The sequence below is a fragment of the Nocardioides cavernae genome (genome assembly GCF_013410035.1).
In the GTDB taxonomy this organism is placed as follows: domain Bacteria; phylum Actinomycetota; class Actinomycetes; order Propionibacteriales; family Nocardioidaceae; genus Nocardioides; species Nocardioides cavernae_A.
Window position 1 is genome coordinate 1,413,704 of the sequence record NZ_JACCBW010000001.1, and the last position, 16,925, is coordinate 1,430,628.

The window sequence follows — 16,925 nt, forward strand, 5'->3', positions numbered from 1 at the left end:
TCCGATCAGTCGGTTCCACCACTGCGTGCCTCACATCCGGAAGATGCCGTAGGACGGCTCGGGGATCGGGGTGTACGAGGTCGCCTCGAGCGCCATGCCGAGCACGCGACGGGTGTCGGCGGGGTCGATGATGCCGTCGTCCCACAGCCGCGCGGAGGCGTAGTAGGGCGACCCCTGGGTCTCGTACTGCTCGCGGATCGGCGCCTTGAACGCCTCGACCTGCTCGTCGGTCTCGAGGTCGTTGCGGACCGTGGCGAGCACCGAGGCCGCCTGCTCACCACCCATCACCGAGATCCGCGCGTTGGGCCACATCCAGAGGAACCGCGGGTCGTACGCCCGCCCGCACATACCGTAGTTGCCGGCGCCGAAGGAGCCGCCGATCACGACGGTGAACTTCGGGACGACGCTGCACGCGACGGCGGTGACGAGCTTGGCGCCGTCACGGGCGATGCCCCTGTTCTCGTACTCGCGCCCGACCATGAAGCCGGTGATGTTCTGCAGGAACACCAGTGGGATCTTGCGCTGGTTGCACAGCTCGATGAAGTGCGCGCCCTTGAGCGCCGACTCGCTGAACAGGATGCCGTTGTTGGCGACGATGCCGACCTCGCGGCCGAAGATCCGCGCGAACCCGCAGACCAGGGTGTCGCCGTAGAGCTTCTTGAACTCGTGGAACCGGCTGCCGTCGACCACGCGACGGATGACCTCGCGCACGTCGTAGGGCGTACGGGTGTCGGTGGGCACGACGTCGTAGATCGTCTCGGGTGCCTCGTGCGGCTCCTCGACCTCGGCGGACGGCGTACGCGCGGGGGTGGCGGCGGGCAGGGTGTCGACGATGGAGCGGACGATGGCCAGCGCGTGCGCGTCGTCCTCGGCGAGGTGGTCGACCACGCCGGACGTGCGGGCGTGGACGTCGCCGCCGCCGAGGTCCTCGGCACTGACGACCTCGCCGGTCGCCGCCTTCACCAGCGGCGGGCCACCGAGGAAGATCGTGCCCTGGTTGCGCACGATGACCGTCTCGTCCGACATCGCGGGCACGTAGGCCCCGCCGGCGGTGCACGAGCCCATCACGCTGGCGATCTGCGGGATGCCCCGGGCCGAGAGGTTCGCCTGGTTGAAGAAGATCCGGCCGAAGTGCTCGCGGTCGGGGAACACCTCGTCCTGCATCGGCAGGAACGCGCCGCCGGAGTCGACGAGGTAGATGCACGGCAGGTGGTTCTCCGCCGCAATCGTCTGCGCGCGCAGGTGCTTCTTGACCGTCATCGGGTAGTAGGTGCCGCCCTTGACGGTCGCGTCGTTGGCGACGACGACGCACGGACGCCCGGACACCATCCCGATCCCCGCCACGACCCCCGCCGACGGCACGGCGTGCTCGTCGGCGTCCCCGCCCGTGCCGGGTCCGTACATGCCGTGTGCCGCCAGCGGCGCCAGCTCGAGGAAGGGGCTGCCCGGGTCGAGGAGGCGGTCGATGCGGTCGCGGACCAGCAGCTTGCCGCGACCGGTGTGCTTCGCGCGCGCGGACTCCGACCCGCCCTGGCGCACCCGGGCCAGCCGGGCGCGCAGGTCGTCGACGAGCTCGCGCATGGTCGGGGAGGAACTCAGGGAGTCGGCCACCGGCTCAGGTTAGCGATCGTTAACCTCCGGTGTCCATCAGGCCGGGCTCGCGGGCGGAAACTCCGCGTGCAGCGTGGTCCCGCGACCGGGCTCGGACTGGAGCGTGAGCAAGCCGCCCGCTGCCGCCACCCGCGCCTCCATGCCGAGCAGGCCGCCGATCGCGACCTGCCGACGGTCGAAGCCGCTCCCGTCGTCGCTGACGGTGAAGGACAGGTGCGGGTGCCCCCGCAGCGTCACCAGCACCTCCGTGGCGCCGGAGTGCTTGGCCGCGTTGGTCAGGGCCTCGAGGATGCAGAAGTAGGCCGCCGTCTCGACCTGCCGGCTCGGCCGGTCGAACTCCGCGATGTCGAGCGTCACCGGCACCGTCGAGCGACGGGCGGTGGACTGCAGGGCGGCGACCAGCCCGCGCTCGGTGAGCAGCGGCGGGTAGATGCCGCGGGCGAGCTCACGGAGCTCGGTGACGACCTCACGGTTGTCGGAGGCGAGCTGGTCGAGCAGCTCCGCCGCACCGTCCTGGCGACCGGCGACCAGCTCCTTGCGAGCCCGCTCGATCGTCACGCTCATCGCGAGCAGGCGCTGCTGGGCGCCGTCGTGGAGGTCGCGCTCGATGCTGCGGCGGGCTGCGTCGGCGACCTCGACGATCCGCATCCGCGACTCGACGAGCTGGCTCGACTGCTCCTGCAGGCGGGTGTACGCCCCGCGCACGAGGAAGACGACGACGGCGACGCCCGGCGGCAGCGAGGCCGCGATGACGATGGCATTGATCCACCAGACGTCGTTGAGCGCCTCCGTACGACGCCACTCGCCGAGGGCGGCCACGCTCGCGCTGCCCGCGACGGCCACGATGCTCAGCGCGGTGATCCAGCGACGACCGAGGTAGGGGAAGCCGACGAGCAGCGGGACCATCGCCAGCAGGGCGGTCAGCGGAGTGAGGTTGGGCGTGGCCCACGTGCCGCCGACGGCGAAGAGCAGCGCGGAGAAGGTGAGCCCGATGATCGCCGCCGTGGCGCCGTACCTCCGGCACAGTGGCGGGGTGACCAGCATGATGACGATCGAGACGACCATGACGCCGAGGTCGATCTCGACCGCGGTGTGCTTGAAGCCGAGGAGGTAGACCGCGGCGAGCGCCAGGGTGGCGGTGGTGAGGGCGATGAGGTTGATGCGCATCAGCCAGCGCAGGGCCGGGTCGAGGGCGTCCCAGCCCGCCAGGGCGTTCCTCATCGTCGGGGCGACACCCCGCCGCCGACCCCCGCTTCGCTGAGGAACACCAGCGTCGCCGCCACCCGGCGGTGCACGGGGGCGTCGGAGGGCAGGTCGAGCTTGGTCAGGATCGAGTTGATGTGCTTCTCCACGGCCCGGTCGGTGATCACCAGCTCGCCCGCGATCGCGGAGTTGGTCATGCCGCGGGCGACCATCCCGAGGACCTCGAGCTCGCGCGGCGTGAGCCGGTCGAGCAGCGAGTCGTGGCGCCGGGTGCCCGTCGCGACCAGCGCGTCGACGACGATCTGGTCGATCACCGAGCCGCCGCCGGCGACCGTGCGCAGGGCCGCGACGAGCTCGTCGACGTCGGCCACCCGCTCCTTGAGCAGGTAGCCGCGACCGTCGCTCCCCTCGCGGACGAGGTCGAGGGCGTACTCGACGTCGGAGTACTGCGTGAGCGCGACCACGCCGAGGTCCGGGTGGGTGTGGCGCAGCTCGCCGGCCGCGCGGATGCCCTCGTCGGTGAAGTCGGGGGGCATCCGGATGTCGGTGAGCAGCACGTCGGGACGGTGCTCCTCGACCGCGGCGAGCAGCTCGGGCAGGCTCGTCGCGGTCGCGACCACCTCGATGTCGTCGTACCCCTCGAGCAGGGCGAGGACGCCGGCGCGGAGCAGGTCTCCGTCCTCGGCCAGGACTACTCGGATCGGCGGCATGCGCGCACTGTAGCCACGGATCCCGCGGCGCGTCGGTAGAGCAGGCACCACTCCCGTACGCCCAGCTCGGCCTCGGTTCACCGTCGATTCCGCAGCCACCGACCGCGTGCGCCGCGAGTCTTTGACCGATGGTGGTGCTACCACCACTGAATCCGCACGCCGCGTCGTCCAGACTCGACGTCGGAAATCGCTGCACTGGTCGTGGGGATCAGGTGGGCCGCCGCGGGGGTGCGGCCCACGTGCAGCACCACGAGGACCGGGGAGGCGCACGTGATTCCGCTGGCCGTCTGGGAGGCGCCGGAGCGTGAGATCTCGCTCCCGGCACCTCGAACGCCGCGGGGAGGGTTAGCAGGCACTAACCTCGAGCTCGTGACTCCCCGCCGTCAGCAGATCCTCGACATCGCGGCCGAGATGTTCGCCGCGCGGGGGTTCCACGGCGTGTCCGTCGCCGAGCTCGGCGCGGCGTGCGGCGTCTCCGGCCCGGCGCTCTACAAGCACTTCCAGTCCAAGGACGCGATGCTGGCCGAGATGCTGGTGTCGATCAGCGAGACCCTGCTGGCCGAGGGACGCAGCCGGGTCGCGAGCGCCGCCGGACCGCGCGAGGCCCTCGAGGCCCTGGTCGAGTGGCACATCCAGTTCGCCATCGAGCACCGCGCGCTGATCGTGGTCCAGGACCGTGACTGGAGCAGCCTCCCCGACGAGGCCCGCGAGCGCGTCCGCGCGCTGCAGCGCGCCTACGTCGACGTGTGGGCGACCCAGGTCCGCCTGCAGGACCCGACCCTGAGCCCGGAGGCCTCGCGCACCCGCGCCCACGTCCTGTTCGGGCTGCTCAACTCCACCCCGCACAGCGGTCGGCTGCCCGACCCGCAGATGCACGACGTGCTCCGCGACATGGCCCACGGCGCCCTCGGTCTCGCCTGAGATCCGGTCCCGCCGGCTCGCCCTCCTCACCCCGTCCCGCCCGATAGGGTGAGGCCATGAAGCTGAGCGCCACCCTCGAGAACGCCTTCAACGCCCAGATCACGCTGGAGTTCCAGGCATCGCTGGTCTACCGCCAGCTCGCCATCGAGCTCGAGATCATGGACCTCCCGGGCATGGCCGCCTGGCTGCGACACCAGGCGGACGAGGAGATCGTCCACGCCAACAAGTTCATCGACCACGTGGCCGACCGCGACAACCATCCCCGGATCGGTGCGACGTCCGCGCCGAGTCCGGCGATCACCTCCGTGCTGGACGCGTTCGAGGCAGCCCTCGCGCACGAGCAGAAGGTCTCCGCGTCGATCCGCGACCTCTACCGCCTCGCCGAGTCCGAGGGCGACCTGGACTCGCGTCCGCTCCTCAACTGGTTCCTCGAGGAGCAGATCGAGGAGGAGGCGACCGTCAGCGAGATCGTCGGGCGCGTGAAGCTCATCGACGACGACGGCCCCGGCCTGCTCCGCCTCGACGAGGAGCTCGGGATGCGTCCCGTCGCGACCACCGAGGCGCGCTGAGTCCCCTCTCGACCCACGCCGCCGGGGGTGCTCACCAGTCGCTGAACGGGTCCTCGCGACCGAGCAGCCGCGCCGCGCGCACGGCGGCGTCCTCGGCGACAGCGAGGTCGTCGAGGGTCTCCTCGTCCTGCCCGTCGTCGTCGGGACGTAGGTCGGGTGCGGGGCGGGTCAGTGCGTGCAGGTCGCGCAGCACCCGGTCGCGGGACAGGCCGCGCAGGTGGGTGAGCACGAACGGGTCGACCTGGATCAGCCACGCCAGCTGGGTCAGCACGGCGAGCGCGTGCGGGCACGGGTCGAGCCATGCCTCGCACGTGCAGGCCGAGCCCAGCTCGCCGCCGTACGGCAGCAGCTCGACGCCTGCCTCCTCCACCGCCTCGACGAAGGAGTGCGGGAGCTGCCCGGCGAGCAGCGCGCCGATGCGTCCGGACTCCGCCGCGACCAGCTCGGTGACCGCGGCGGCGTCGCCGTCGTCGAGGACCGGCACGCTGACCTCGACGGTGTAGGCGTCCTGGCCGTCGGTGACGGCTGCGACCGCCCCGCCCGCGGTGACGGTGATGGAGCCGACGGCGCCGGAGCGCGCGAGCGTACGCCCGGCGCGGAGGTCCTTCTCGCCGAACGCCGCCTCCTCCACCGCGCGCACCACGGCCTTGCTCCACCACGTGCCGGCACCACCGCCGCGCCGGGGCGGGAGGCGGGGGTGGGTGACGCTGCCCGTGCTCATCGCCGTGGCACGGGTCGGAGCGCGACGAGGTCGCGCAGCTCGTCGTCGGAGAGCTCGGTGAGGGCGGTCTCGCCGCGCGACAGGACCGAGTCGGCCAGCGAGCGCTTGCGGGTGAGCAGCTCGGCGATCTTCTCCTCGATGGTGCCCTGCGTGACGAAGCGGTGGACCTGCACCGGCCGGGTCTGGCCGATCCGGTAGGCGCGGTCGGTGGCCTGGTCCTCGACGGCAGGGTTCCACCAGCGGTCGAAGTGGATGACGTGGTCGGCGCGGGTCAGGTTGAGGCCGGTCCCGCCGGCCTTGAGGGAGAGCAGGAAGACCGGCGTCTCGCCGGCCTGGAAGCGGGCGACCATCTGCTCGCGCTGCCGCACGGGGGTGCCGCCGTGGAGGAGCTGGTGGGGCACGCCGGCGGCGCCGAGGTGGCGGACGAGCAGGTCGGCCATCGCGACGTACTGGGTGAAGACGAGTACCGCTCCGTCCTCGGCCATGACGGTGCCGACGAGCTCGTCGAGCAGCTCGAGCTTCTCCGACCGGCCCCGCAGCTTGGGGTTGGGCTGGCGCAGGAAGTGGGCCGGGTGGTTGCAGATCTGCTTGAGCCCGGTCAGCAGCTTGAGCACCAGGCCCCGGCGGGTGTCCTCGTCCGCCTCCTCGATGCGGCGCATCGACTCGCGCACCAGCGTCTCGTAGAGGACGGCCTGCTCACGGCTCAGGCCGAGGAGGTGGTCGGTCTCGGTCTTGGCCGGCAGCTCGGGCGCGATGCCGGGGTCGGACTTGCGGCGCCGCAGGAGGAAGGGGCCGATCAGGTCGGCGAACTGCCGGGCCTTGGTGGGCTCGAGGCCCGACTCGATCGGACCGGCCCAGACCTTGCGGAAGGCGTTGCGGCTGCCGAGCAGGCCCGGGATCGCCCAGTCGAGGATCGACCAGAGCTCGGTGAGGTCGTTCTCGACGGGGGTGCCGGTGAGGGCGATGCGGGCCGTGCTCGGGATCGTGCGGAGCGCGCGGGCCGCGGCGGAGCGGGAGTTCTTGATGTGCTGCGCCTCGTCGGCGACGACGACGTCCCACGGGACCTCGGCGAGGAGCGCGGCGTCGTTGCGCATCGTGCCGTAGGTCGTCAGCACGAAGCCGTCCTCCACGCCGTCGAGGTCGCGCGCGCTGCCGTGGTGGCGGCGCACGGCGACTCCCGGCGCGAAGCGGCGGATCTCGGCCTCCCAGTTGCCCAGCAACGAGGTCGGGCACACGACCAGGGTCGGGCCGCTCCCGCGGTGGAGGTGCAGCGCGATGACGGTGATCGTCTTGCCGAGCCCCATGTCGTCGGCCAGGCAGGCGCCGAGCCCGAGCGAGGTGAGCTCGGCCAGCCAGGTCAGTCCGCGCCGCTGGTAGTCGCGCAGCTCGGCCCGCAACGCGCCCGGCACCTCGACCAGGTCGCCGGTCACCGCGCCGCGGACCCGGTCGCGGACCGTGAGCAGGCTGGCCCCGACGACCGCCTCGTAGGGGGCGTCCTCGATGTCGACGACGCCGGTGAGCGTCGCCGCCAGCGCCTGCACCGGCGTCACCGTGCGGATGAGCCGCTTGCGGGCGCGCTTGATGACGGCCGAGTCGACCGCCACCCAGTTGTCGCGGAGCTTGATGATCGGGCTGGTCGTGCGGGCCAGCTCGTCCATCTCGTCCTCGGTCAGCTCCTCCCCGTGCAGGGAGAGTTGCCACTCGAAGCCGAAGAGCGCCTGCGGTCCGAAGAGCCCGTCCTTGAGCGCCTCCTCGCGCGGCGCCGTGGAGGCCCGCTGCCCGAGCTGGACGCGCTGGGTGACCTCGCGGTCGAGGTACTTCGGCCACATCACGGGATGGCCGGCCTCGGTGAGCGCGGCGGCGCCACCGTCGAGGAGCGAGAGGATCTCGTCGGAGTCGAGGGCGATCTCGTCGGGCACCCGGAGGTCGAGGAGCCGGTCGAGCACCGGCCACGCGTCCGCGGCCGAGCGCAGCGCGATCGCCGCGTGCGTACGGGCGCGCTCGCCGAACCCGTGCGCGGCGTCGGGACCGGACTCGGCCCACAGCTCGGAGGCGTCGGCGAGGTGGGCGGCGTTGTCGGCGGCGTGCACCTGGAGCACGAGGCGCACGCCCCCGGCGACGAGCTCCTCCTCGTCGGCCTCGACGCGGAAGGAGATCGAGACGAGGTGCGGGCGGTCGTCCTTGCCGCGCGCGCGGATCCGCGCGATCCGCTGCTGCAGCTGGTCGCTGAAGTCGTCGGGGGCGGCCGCGCGGGGTGCAGGCGTACGGCCGGCGTCGACCCGCTGCCGGGTGCGGCCGGGCGTGGTGCGCGGCATCGTGTCGACGACGGCGTCCAGGAGCCCGCGGACCATGCCCTCGGCCGTGGCCTCGTCGAAGCCCTCCCACGCCCGCGACCTGGCGAGCTCGCCGATCCGTCGCTCGTCGTCGACGTCGAGGCCGGCGACCTGCCAGTGCCGGCCCTCGGGGTCGGGGGCGAACCGGCCCGAGGCCACGAGCTGCAGCCCGAGCAGCGCCGCGCCGGCGAGCATCGCGACGGACGGGTGCACGTCGGGCTGGTCGCGGACCTTGCCGAGCACCGGCAGGGCGCCGCGGATCGGCATCACGATGGTGCGACGGTCGTCGGTGAACTCGATGGAGCCCTCCCGCGGCGGCTCGCCGACCAGCAGCCGGGCGGGACCGGTGACCGGGACAAGGCTCATGCAGGACCTCTCGGCAGGACGGGCAACAGGGACGCTAACGCCTCGGACCGACAACGAGTTCCCGCGTTGCTAGCGTCGTCGGCATGGAGACACGGAGCGACACACGGAGCGACATCGCCGCGCTGCTGGCCGCCCACCCCGTGATCGACGGTCACAACGACCTGTTGTGGGAGGCGCGCGAGCAGGTGGCGTACGACTTCTCCCGCCTCGACGTGGGTGCGGGCGGCACGCCGACGCACACCGACCTGCCGCGGATGCGCGCGGGCGGGATGGGGGCGCAGTTCTGGTCGGTCTACGTCCCGACCCGGATGACCGGTGACACCGCGGTGAGCGCGACGCTCGAGCAGGTCGACGCCGCGCGGATGCTCACCCGTCGCCACCCCGACGAGCTGGCGTGGGCCACGACGGCCGACGAGGTCGAGGAGGCCTGGGCGAGCGACCGCATCGCATCGCTGGCAGGTGCCGAGGGCGGGCACTCGATCGGCAGCTCGCTGGGCACGCTCCGCCAGCTGTACGCCCTGGGCGTGCGCTACCTGACCCTCACCCACAACGCGAACACCCCGTGGGCCGACTCCGCCACCGACACCCCTGCGGCGGGCGGGCTGACGGAGTTCGGGCGCGAGGTCGTCCGGGAGATGAACCGCACCGGGATGATGGTCGACCTCTCCCACGTCTCCCCCGCCACGATGCGCGCGGCCCTCGACGTCAGCGAGGCGCCGGTGATCTTCAGCCACAGCTCGGCGCGGGCGGTGACCGACAGCCCGCGCAACGTCCCCGACGACGTGCTCGCTTCGATGGCACGCGGCGGTGGCGTGTGCATGGTCACGTTCGTGCCGAAGTTCGTGAACGCCGCCTGCGCCGACGCGCACCGCACCCTGGTCGAGGCCGCGGCTGCCGACGGCGTGCGCGAGGCGGACGGGCCGGCGTTCGCGGCGCACGAGGCGCGCTGGGTCCAGGACCACCCCCACCCGACCGCGACCCTCGACGACGTCGTCGCCCACTGCGAGCACGTGCGCGAGGTCGCCGGCATCGACCACGTCGGGCTCGGCGGCGACTACGACGGCGTGGAGGCCCTGCCGACCGGTCTCGAGGACGTCTCGGCCTACCCGGCCCTGCTGTCCGCGCTCGCCGACCGCGGCTGGTCGACCGACGACCTGGCGCGGCTCACCTGCCGCAACACGCTGCGGGTGATGCGCGAGGTGGAGGCGGTCGCGCTCGACCTGCAGGCCGAGCGCGAGCCCAGCACCGCCCGGATCGAGGACCTCGACGGCACCCCCCGACCCGGGGCATGACGTGACCCAGGACACCGCAAAAACGATTGGGTCGTTGTCGGTGGCAACCAATAACCTCTTCGGGTGACCGACACCCAGATCCAGCCCGGCGACACCCAGCCGGAGTCTTCCGACAAGCTCGACAAGAGCGTCCTCATGGTGGCCGGCGTGGTCGTCCTCGGCGCCATCATGTCGATCCTCGACATCACCGTCGTCTCCGTCGCGCTCAACACCTTCCAGCAGGAGTTCGACGCGACCGCGGCCGAGGTCGCGTGGACCATGACGGGCTACACGCTCGCCCTCGCCAGCGTCATCCCGCTCACCGGGTGGGCCGCCGACCGCTTCGGCACCAAGCGCCTCTACCTGATCGCCGTCGCCCTCTTCACCGCCGGCTCCGTGCTGTGCGCGTCGGCGACCTCGCTCGAGCTGCTCGTGGTCTTCCGGGTGCTGCAGGGCCTCGGCGGCGGCATGCTGATGCCGCTGGGCATGACGATCCTGACCCGCGCGGCCGGGCCCGAGCGCATCGGTCGCGTGATGGCCGTCCTCGGCATCCCGATGCTGCTGGGCCCGATCTTCGGTCCGATCATCGGCGGCGCGCTCATCGAGAGCGCCTCGTGGCACTGGATCTTCCTGATCAACCTGCCGATCGGCATCGCGGCCATCGCCTACGCCTGGGTCGTGCTGCCCTCTGACGAGGTCGAGCCGTCCGAGAGCTTCGACTGGCTGGGCATGGTGCTCCTGTCCCCGGGTCTCGCCGCCTTCCTCTACGGCGTCAGCTCCATCCCGGAGGAGGGCACCGCGATGGCGGCCCGCGTCCTCGTCCCGGCGATCCTCGGTCTCGCCCTCATCGTGGCCTTCGTGCCGTGGGCCCTCGCGAAGCGCAACATCCACCCGCTGGTCGAGCTGCGCCTGTTCAAGAACCGCAACATGACGGTGGCCATCATCGCGATGAGCCTGTTCGCGATCGCGTTCTTCGGCGCCTCGCTGCTCTTCCCGCTGTACTTCATCCAGGTCCGCGGCGAGGGCACCCTCTTCACCGGCTGGCTGCTCGCCCCGCAGGGCGTCGGCGCGATGATCACCATGCCGATCGCCGGCATCCTGGCCGACAAGATCGGCCCCGGGAAGATCGTCCTCACCGGCGTCACCGTGATCACGGTGGGCATGGCGATGTTCACCCAGATCGGCGCCGACACCTCCTACGTCTACATCCTCGGTGCGCTCTTCATCATGGGCCTCGGCATGGGCGGCACGATGATGCCGATCATGACCGCGGCGCTCGCCACGCTCACCGCGCACAACGTGGCCCGGGGCTCGACCCTGCTCAACATCACCCAGCAGGTGGCGGCGTCCATCGGCACGGCGCTCTTCTCGGTGATCCTCACCAACGAGATCAAGGACTCGAAGTTCGTCGCCGCCGGTCAGGCGATCGAGGCCGCGGGCGACGACCAGACCGCGGTCGCTGCGGTTCTCGAGAGGTTCGGCATCTCGCCCGACCAGCTCGGCAACCTCGGCCAGCTCGTCGTCAACGACATGGCCGACGCCTTCGCGACGGTCTTCATCGTGGCGACGGTCCTGGTGGCCTGCTGCCTCATCCCGGCCGCGTTCCTGCCCCGCAGGAAGGTCGCGCAGGTCGACCCGACCGCGATGATGGGTCACTGAGCCACACCCGACCACGACGCCGACGACGGCCCGTCCTCCTCCGGGAGGGCGGGCCGTCGCCGTCACTGCGGGGCTGCAGGGCGCTACGGGTTGTTGGCCGAGGTGGCGCCCTTGCCGAGGTTGATGACCAGGTCGGTCGGCATGTCGATGCCGCTGCGGAAGACCTGCGCCAGGCCCTTGGTGCTCGCCTCGAGCGCCGGGGAGATGTCCTTGAGCAGGGCGGCCATCTTGTCGAGCGACTCCGAGAGCGCCTTCATGAACTTCCGGCAGCGCTCGAGCACCGACCGCGCCTTGTTGATGAGCGAGGTCAGCGCGGCCGGGGCCGCGATGCCGAGGGTCAGCGCCGACTGTGCGACGGCCCCGATGGCGTTGCCGACCAGGTCGGAGAAGAGGCCCTCGATGAAGGTGCGTACGCCTGCCAGCAGGCCGCCGGCGATCTCGATGCCGGAGGAGACGCCGTGGGCGACCTGGGAGAGGGCGGCGAAGACGTGCTCCATGCCCCCGGCCGCGGCGCGATAGGCGTCCATCGCCAGACCGGTGTAGCCGCCGGTGTCGGTGGCCACGAGGGAGCGGTAGTCGGGACCGATGCCGCCCATGTGGTCGCCGATGTTGCGCCACGACTCCGCGCCGGCGCGGATGACGCCGGGGTCGCCGAGCAGCTCGTCGAGCCAGTCCTGGATCGGGCCGCAGTGCTCGAGGATCCAGTTGACGACCATCGAGCAGGCGGTGCCGAGGGGGTTGAGGATCGCCCCGACGACGTCGAGGGCGGCGCTGACGCCGTTGATGGTCCCCTCGATCCAGTCGCCACGCGCGAAGGCGGACGCGGAGTCGGCGGCCCCGTCGATCATCTTCAGGCCGTTGGTGCCGTTGGAGAACGAGTCGAAGTTGGTCACCAGGCCCCGGTCGGTGTTGCCGGGGTCGACCACGAGGGCACTCATCGGATCCTCCTGCCGATCTCGTCGAAGTGCGCGCCGACGGTGTCGTCGATGAAGCTGAACGTGTCGGCCAGTCCCGTGACGGTCTCGGCGCAGTCGTCGAGCGCCCCCTCCATCGCCGCGGCGGCCACCTGGCCGGCCGTCTGGAGCGGGAACATCGCCGGCCCGACGAGGAGGGAGCCGATGCTGCCGAACATGCCGGAGGTGAAGCTGACCTGACCGGCGGCGGCCGTGGCCTCACCGGCCTTGCGGGAGAGGCTGCGCACGCGGTTGGCGTGGGCCCGCATCTCGCCGGGGTCCACGAAGATGTCGGTCATCGGTCGTCGTCCTCCTCGTAGCCGTAGCGGTCGCGGTAGGCCTGGGTGAACTGGGCCACCGACGGGGACCCGGCACCGTAGATCTCGGTGCCGATCTGCTCGACGTGGAAGCTCAGCCGACGCTGGGCCTGGCGGAGGGCCTCGAGCACGTCCGCGGCGACCTGCGACCCCGACAGCTCGCGCAGGTCGTCGGTGATGACGATGGACTGCACCTGGCCGGTGCCGTCGACGCTCACCCGGGCGACCTCGTCGGACGAGGTGCCCTCGACGGAGAGGTGCTCGCTGCGGGTGGCGAACTGCTGGGCCTGGTCGAGCTTGTCGAGGGCCGCGTCAGCCTGCGCGTCGATCGTGGCCAGCACGGCCTCGAGTCGCGACATGGACATGGGTGCTCCCGGGGTTGTGGGTGTACGACGGTCGGGGCGGCGGCCGGTCGACGACCCGGCCGGTGCCCCGCGCCCGTCGTCTTCCCGTCCCTATGCTTGCGAAACATGGAAGGCACCGAACTGCCCCAGCGTCATACCTTGGTCTACGTCCTGGTGGCCGCGGCTGTCGTCCTGGCCGTGCCGTGCGCGCGGATGGCGTGGCGTGCGCTCGGCCTGTCGGGCGGCGCGGCCGCCGGCGGCTGGGCGATGACGGTCGTGATGGTGGGGCTGCTCGTCGTGGTGCCGCTGCTGCTGGCGCGCAGCATCCAGACCCGTCACACCTACGTCTCGGACGAGGCGGTGACGGTCGTCAGGTCCGGTGGGGTCAGCCAGCGGATCGCCTTCGCCGACCTCACCGAGGTGAGGGTCCGCTTCTCGGGCCGCGGCGGCGACGCGCTGCGCAACGACCAGGTCTTCCTGCTCGGCCCGAACAGCTCCGGACGTGCCGGTGTGGTGGTGTCCCGGTTCCACGTCGACACGCTCCAGCCGCTCCTGCAGCGCCTGGCCGCCGAGGTCGAGCGCCGCCCCGGCCTGCTGGCCACCGACGTCGAGCGCAGCTACTTCCAGCACGCCTTGACCACCGCCCCCTGACGCTCGGCCGGCGGAGGCCCGGGTGCGAGGCCGGTGCGACCCGCGGCCCGCTCAGCCCTGGGTCGCGAGCGCGAGCGGCATCACGGCGCCCGCCCCGGCCGCGCGGATCGCGGCGGCGGCGACGGTGAGGGTCCAGCCGGTGGAGACCTGGTCGTCGACGAGGAGCACGGTGGCACCGGCCGGGACCTCGGCGTCGAGGCCGCCGCGACGGCGTACGGCAGCCACCCGCTGCGCCGAGTTGGACTGCCCGGCCCGGGGCGGGACGGACGCGTCGCGGATCGCCCAGGCGCCGACGATGGGGACCTGCATCACGCGCGAGAGGTTGTCGGCGAGGTCGCGGGTGAGGACGGGCCGGGTCGCGGACTCGACCACCACGATGGCGTCGGGTCGCGACGACCACTCCGAGGACCAGTCCTTCATCACGTCCATCACGGCCTGGGCGAGACCGGGCGGCACCGGGCCGTCGGGGGTGTCCTCGCGGAACAGCGCCCGCAGCGCCTGGCCGTGGCCGAGGTCGGTGAGCCGGGCGACGGTGCGGCCGGGCTCCGCCGGCTCCGAGATCTTGCCCTTGAGGTCGAGACCCAGGTTGGCGAGCGCCGTGGGCCACATCCGGCGCGGCTCGAGGACGACCCCGGGCCGCGACAGCCGCTCCCCGGCCTCGGCCACGGCGGCCTCGCTGACGGACGACGAGAGGGTCAGCCCGCCGCAGTTGTCGCAGCGGCCGCAGTCCGTCGCGTCGGGGTCGTCGAGCTGCTCGCGGAGGTAGCGCATCCGGCACTCGGTCGTGCGCAGGTAGCCCAGCATCGCCTGCTGCTCGCGCTCGCGGGCCTCCGCGACGCGGGCGTAGCGCTCGGCGTCGTAGGCCCAGGGGCGACCGGTCGCCACCCAGCCGCCCTGGACGCGCTGCACGGCACCGTCGACGTCGAGGACCTTGAGCATCGACTCCAGCCGGTTGCGGCCGAGCTCGACCCGGGTCTCGAGGGTCGCGGTCGACATCGGCCGGTCGGAGTCGCCGAGTGCCCCGAGCGTCTCGCGCACCTGCTCCTCGCGCGGGAAGCCGAGGGAGGCGAAGTAGGCCCAGATGTCGCGGTCCTCGACCTGCGGCAGGAGCACGACGGTCGCGTCGTCGGTGCCGCGGCCGGCGCGGCCGACCTGCTGGTAGTAGGCCACGGGGGACGACGGGGCCCCGAGGTTGATCACGAAGCCGAGGCTGGCGTCGAAGCCCATGCCGAGGGCGCTGGTCGCGACGAGCGCCTTGACCCGGCCGTCGACCAGGGCCTGCTCGAGCGCGTGGCGCTCGTCGGCCTCGGTCTGGCCGGAGTAGGCCGCGACCTCGAGCCCGCGGTCGCGGAGGTAGCCCGCGACCTCCTGCGTCGCCGCGACGGTCAGGCAGTAGACGATGCCCGACCCCGGCTGCTCGACGAGGTGGTCTGCGAGCCACGCCAGCCGCTGCTCCGGCGTCTTCAGCTGGACCACCCCGAGGCGCAGCGACTCCCGGTCGAGGGTGCCTCGCTGGACCAGGACCTCGGACCCCGCGGAGCCGTCGGCGTGCACGCCCAGCTGCTCGGCCACGTCGTCGGTCACGCGTGCGTTGGCGGTCGCGGTCGTCGCGAGGACCGGGATGCCGGTCGGGAGCTCGGCCAGGAGCGTCCGGAGGCGGCGGTAGTCGGGGCGGAAGTCGTGGCCCCAGTCGGAGATGCAGTGCGCCTCGTCGACCACGAGCAGACCGCAGGTGGCCGCCAGCCGCGGCAGCACCTCGTCGCGGAAGCCGGGGTTGTTGAGCCGCTCCGGGCTCACGAGGAGCACGTCGACCTCGCCGGCGTGGATCTGGTCATGGATCGGCTGCCACTGGTCGATGTTGGTCGAGTTGATCGTCACGGCCCGGATCCCGGCGCGCTCGGCCGCGGCGATCTGGTTGCGCATCAGCGCGAGGAGGGGGCTGACGATCACGGTCGGCCCGGCGCCGCCCTCGCGCAGCAGCTTGGTCGCCACGAAGTAGACCGCCGACTTGCCCCACCCGGTGCGCTGGACGACCAGCGCGCGACGGCGGTCCACCGCGAGCGCCTCGATGGCCGCCCACTGGTCCTCGCGCAGCCGGGCGTCGTCGCGACCCACCAGCGCGCGCAGGTGCCGCTCCGCCGCCTCGCGCGCGGAGAGGCGTACGTCGTCGGTCGCGCCGGTCGTTGTGCTCATGGGTCCTGTCTACCAACCGGCACCGACGTCCGTGCCGCCGCATCCACAGGGACGCGGCGGCACGGACGGCGGGTCAGCGATGCGTGGTCCGGGCGACGAACCGGTCGATGTCGACACCGGCCCTGCGGGCGGCCTTGCGGGCCGCGGGCGTGGTCAGGTCGGGGACGACGAAGAGCTCGGGCTCGATGCTGCGGTCGGCTGCAGCGTACTGCTGCTGCAGGGCGGCCTGCTCGCCGGCGGAGGCGTCGGCCGCGGCCACGACCTGCGGGGTGACCGCCAGGGCAGCTCCGGTGAGGAGCGGGCTCACGGTCGGGGTGTAGCCGGAGGCGTGGCCGACGACCTTGGGGTGGAAGCTCTCGCTGATCGGGTTGGAGAGGCCGTTGATCCACTCGGCGTCGTCGCAGACCGCGTGGCCGACGAAGGCATTGGTGGGGTTGGCGAAGGTGAACCCGGCGCTGGCCGCGGCCGTGGCGAGGCGGCCGTTGAGGAGGTCGGCCGTCTGGTTGAGCCGCGCCTCCTCGGCCGGGGAGAACCACGTGAAGGCGTTGCAGTCCTCGCCGTTGAAGATCCGCGGGTAGCCGACGACGACCACGCGGGCGTACGGCGCGCGGCTGCGGATGCTGGAGTAGAGCGTGCTCAGACGGGCGGGCAGCGTGGCGGAGATGAAGGACTGCGCGGTGTTGATCGCACCGTCGCAGTTGCTCATCCACCCCGGCTGCGCGCACTCGGTGAGCACGTCGGCGAAGCCCGCGTCGTTGCCGCCGACGGAGATCGAGACATAGCTCGTCGCGCTCGTCAGCGCCGAGAGCTGGGTGTTGGTGACGTCGGTGATCGTGGCGCCCGAGCACGCGCGGAAGTTGAGGGCGTAGCCCCGGGCCGCGGCGATCAGGCTGGGGTAGGCCGAGGTCGAACGCTGGCAGCTCGTGCCGTCGGCGACGTAGGAGCGGGTGCCGGTGCCCGAGGAGTAGGAGTCACCGAGGGCGACGTAGCCGGGGGCGGCGGCCTGGGCGGGCTGGAGCAGGAGCGGCGTGAGCAGCCCGGCGAGTGCGGTGCCGAGCACCGCGAGGCGTGACGTGCGATTCATCTGTGGTCCTCCGGGACAG

General features: G+C 72.2%; 15 protein-coding genes. 5 read left to right on the plus strand and 10 right to left on the minus strand.

Translation table 11 applies throughout. From position 1 onward, the window contains the following. Window positions 1-30: 30 nt before the first annotated feature. The 3 genes from F4692_RS06900 to F4692_RS06910 are packed head-to-tail and all read right to left on the minus strand — an operon-like array spanning window position 31 to window position 3,524. Complete coding sequence (locus F4692_RS06900; protein WP_475116779.1) at window positions 31-1,611, minus strand: carboxyl transferase domain-containing protein; 1,581 nt, start codon at window positions 1,609-1,611, stop codon at window positions 31-33. Window positions 1,612-1,647: 36 nt separating this feature from the next. Beyond that, the gene (locus F4692_RS06905) at window positions 1,648-2,832 is read right to left on the minus strand and encodes a sensor histidine kinase (RefSeq protein ID WP_179618827.1); all 1,185 of its coding nucleotides are present in this window, start codon (window positions 2,830-2,832) and stop codon (window positions 1,648-1,650) included. Further along, entirely contained in the window at window positions 2,829-3,524 is a 696-nt protein-coding gene (locus F4692_RS06910; protein WP_179618828.1) for a response regulator transcription factor, read from the minus strand. Before F4692_RS06910 ends, F4692_RS06905 begins: the two co-directional genes overlap by 4 nt. Window positions 3,525-3,893: 369 nt before the next feature. On the opposite strand from F4692_RS06910, the gene F4692_RS06915 reads away from it, so the two are divergent. Together F4692_RS06915 and F4692_RS06920 are read left to right on the plus strand one after the other, a co-directional pair. After that, window positions 3,894-4,445, plus strand: coding sequence for an SACE_7040 family transcriptional regulator (locus F4692_RS06915; protein WP_308645186.1), 552 nt, complete (start codon window positions 3,894-3,896; stop codon window positions 4,443-4,445). 56 nt (window positions 4,446-4,501) lie between these two features. Then, window positions 4,502-5,014 carry a ferritin gene (locus F4692_RS06920; RefSeq protein WP_179618829.1) on the plus strand — a complete coding sequence of 171 codons (513 nt, stop codon included), beginning with the start codon at window positions 4,502-4,504 and terminating at the stop codon, window positions 5,012-5,014. Between the two features lie 31 nt (window positions 5,015-5,045). Here F4692_RS06920 and F4692_RS06925 read toward each other — a convergent pair whose 3' ends face one another. Continuing rightward, window positions 5,046-5,735, minus strand: coding sequence for an SWIM zinc finger family protein (locus tag F4692_RS06925; RefSeq protein ID WP_179618830.1), 690 nt, complete (start codon window positions 5,733-5,735; stop codon window positions 5,046-5,048). Then, a complete protein-coding gene (locus F4692_RS06930) occupies window positions 5,732-8,434 on the minus strand; it encodes an SNF2-related protein (protein WP_179618831.1) in 2,703 nt (900 codons plus the stop codon). Before F4692_RS06930 ends, F4692_RS06925 begins: the two co-directional genes overlap by 4 nt. An 83-nt stretch (window positions 8,435-8,517) precedes the next feature. Here F4692_RS06930 and F4692_RS06935 point away from each other — a divergent pair, with 83 nt between their 5' ends. Both F4692_RS06935 and F4692_RS06940 read left to right on the plus strand, forming a co-directional pair. Then, complete coding sequence (locus F4692_RS06935) at window positions 8,518-9,726, plus strand: dipeptidase (protein WP_179618832.1); 1,209 nt, start codon at window positions 8,518-8,520, stop codon at window positions 9,724-9,726. A gap of 63 nt (window positions 9,727-9,789) precedes the next feature. Then, a complete protein-coding gene (locus tag F4692_RS06940) occupies window positions 9,790-11,364 on the plus strand; it encodes a DHA2 family efflux MFS transporter permease subunit (protein WP_308645187.1) in 1,575 nt (524 codons plus the stop codon). An 83-nt stretch (window positions 11,365-11,447) separates the two neighbouring features. Here the strand turns inward: F4692_RS06940 and F4692_RS06945 are convergent, their stop codons facing one another. From F4692_RS06945 to F4692_RS06955, 3 genes are read right to left on the minus strand one after another with little or no spacing between them, the layout of a single operon-like run. After that, entirely contained in the window at window positions 11,448-12,302 is an 855-nt protein-coding gene (locus F4692_RS06945) for a hypothetical protein (RefSeq protein ID WP_179618833.1), read from the minus strand. After that, window positions 12,299-12,616 (minus strand): type VII secretion target, encoded by a 318-nt coding sequence (locus F4692_RS06950; RefSeq protein WP_179618834.1) that lies wholly within the window; start codon window positions 12,614-12,616, stop codon window positions 12,299-12,301. Before F4692_RS06950 ends, F4692_RS06945 begins: the two co-directional genes overlap by 4 nt. Next, window positions 12,613-12,993: a YbaB/EbfC family nucleoid-associated protein gene (locus F4692_RS06955; RefSeq protein WP_179618835.1), complete on the minus strand. Its 381-nt coding sequence runs from the start codon at window positions 12,991-12,993 to the stop codon at window positions 12,613-12,615. Before F4692_RS06955 ends, F4692_RS06950 begins: the two co-directional genes overlap by 4 nt. 111 nt (window positions 12,994-13,104) lie before the next feature. Between F4692_RS06955 and F4692_RS06960 the strand changes: the two genes are divergently transcribed. Beyond that, window positions 13,105-13,629 (plus strand): hypothetical protein, encoded by a 525-nt coding sequence (locus tag F4692_RS06960; protein WP_179618836.1) that lies wholly within the window; start codon window positions 13,105-13,107, stop codon window positions 13,627-13,629. Between the two features lie 51 nt (window positions 13,630-13,680). Here F4692_RS06960 and F4692_RS06965 read toward each other — a convergent pair whose 3' ends face one another. Both F4692_RS06965 and F4692_RS06970 read right to left on the minus strand, forming a co-directional pair. Beyond that, a complete protein-coding gene (locus F4692_RS06965; protein WP_179618837.1) occupies window positions 13,681-15,822 on the minus strand; it encodes a RecQ family ATP-dependent DNA helicase in 2,142 nt (713 codons plus the stop codon). A gap of 73 nt (window positions 15,823-15,895) precedes the next feature. Continuing rightward, on the minus strand, window positions 15,896-16,906 hold the full coding sequence (locus F4692_RS06970; RefSeq protein ID WP_179618838.1) for an SGNH/GDSL hydrolase family protein: 1,011 nt from the start codon (window positions 16,904-16,906) through the stop codon (window positions 15,896-15,898). Between the last annotated feature and the right edge of the window lie 19 nt (window positions 16,907-16,925).

Excerpts from the sequence above, each read along its gene's own strand:
- F4692_RS06905 (WP_179618827.1), bottom strand. The coding sequence starts at position 2,832 with ATGAGGAACGCCCTGGCGGGCTGGGACGCCCTCGACCCGGCCCTGCGC.
- F4692_RS06910 (WP_179618828.1), bottom strand. The coding sequence starts at position 3,524 with ATGCCGCCGATCCGAGTAGTCCTGGCCGAGGACGGAGACCTGCTCCGC.
- F4692_RS06920 (WP_179618829.1), top strand. The coding sequence starts at position 4,502 with ATGAAGCTGAGCGCCACCCTCGAGAACGCCTTCAACGCCCAGATCACG.
- F4692_RS06925 (WP_179618830.1), bottom strand. The coding sequence starts at position 5,735 with ATGAGCACGGGCAGCGTCACCCACCCCCGCCTCCCGCCCCGGCGCGGC.
- F4692_RS06930 (WP_179618831.1), bottom strand. The coding sequence starts at position 8,434 with ATGAGCCTTGTCCCGGTCACCGGTCCCGCCCGGCTGCTGGTCGGCGAG.
- F4692_RS06935 (WP_179618832.1), top strand. The coding sequence starts at position 8,518 with ATGGAGACACGGAGCGACACACGGAGCGACATCGCCGCGCTGCTGGCC.
- F4692_RS06945 (WP_179618833.1), bottom strand. The coding sequence starts at position 12,302 with ATGAGTGCCCTCGTGGTCGACCCCGGCAACACCGACCGGGGCCTGGTG.
- F4692_RS06950 (WP_179618834.1), bottom strand. The coding sequence starts at position 12,616 with ATGACCGACATCTTCGTGGACCCCGGCGAGATGCGGGCCCACGCCAAC.
- F4692_RS06955 (WP_179618835.1), bottom strand. The coding sequence starts at position 12,993 with ATGTCGCGACTCGAGGCCGTGCTGGCCACGATCGACGCGCAGGCTGAC.
- F4692_RS06960 (WP_179618836.1), top strand. The coding sequence starts at position 13,105 with ATGGAAGGCACCGAACTGCCCCAGCGTCATACCTTGGTCTACGTCCTG.
- F4692_RS06965 (WP_179618837.1), bottom strand. The coding sequence starts at position 15,822 with ATGAGCACAACGACCGGCGCGACCGACGACGTACGCCTCTCCGCGCGC.
- F4692_RS06970 (WP_179618838.1), bottom strand. The coding sequence starts at position 16,906 with ATGAATCGCACGTCACGCCTCGCGGTGCTCGGCACCGCACTCGCCGGG.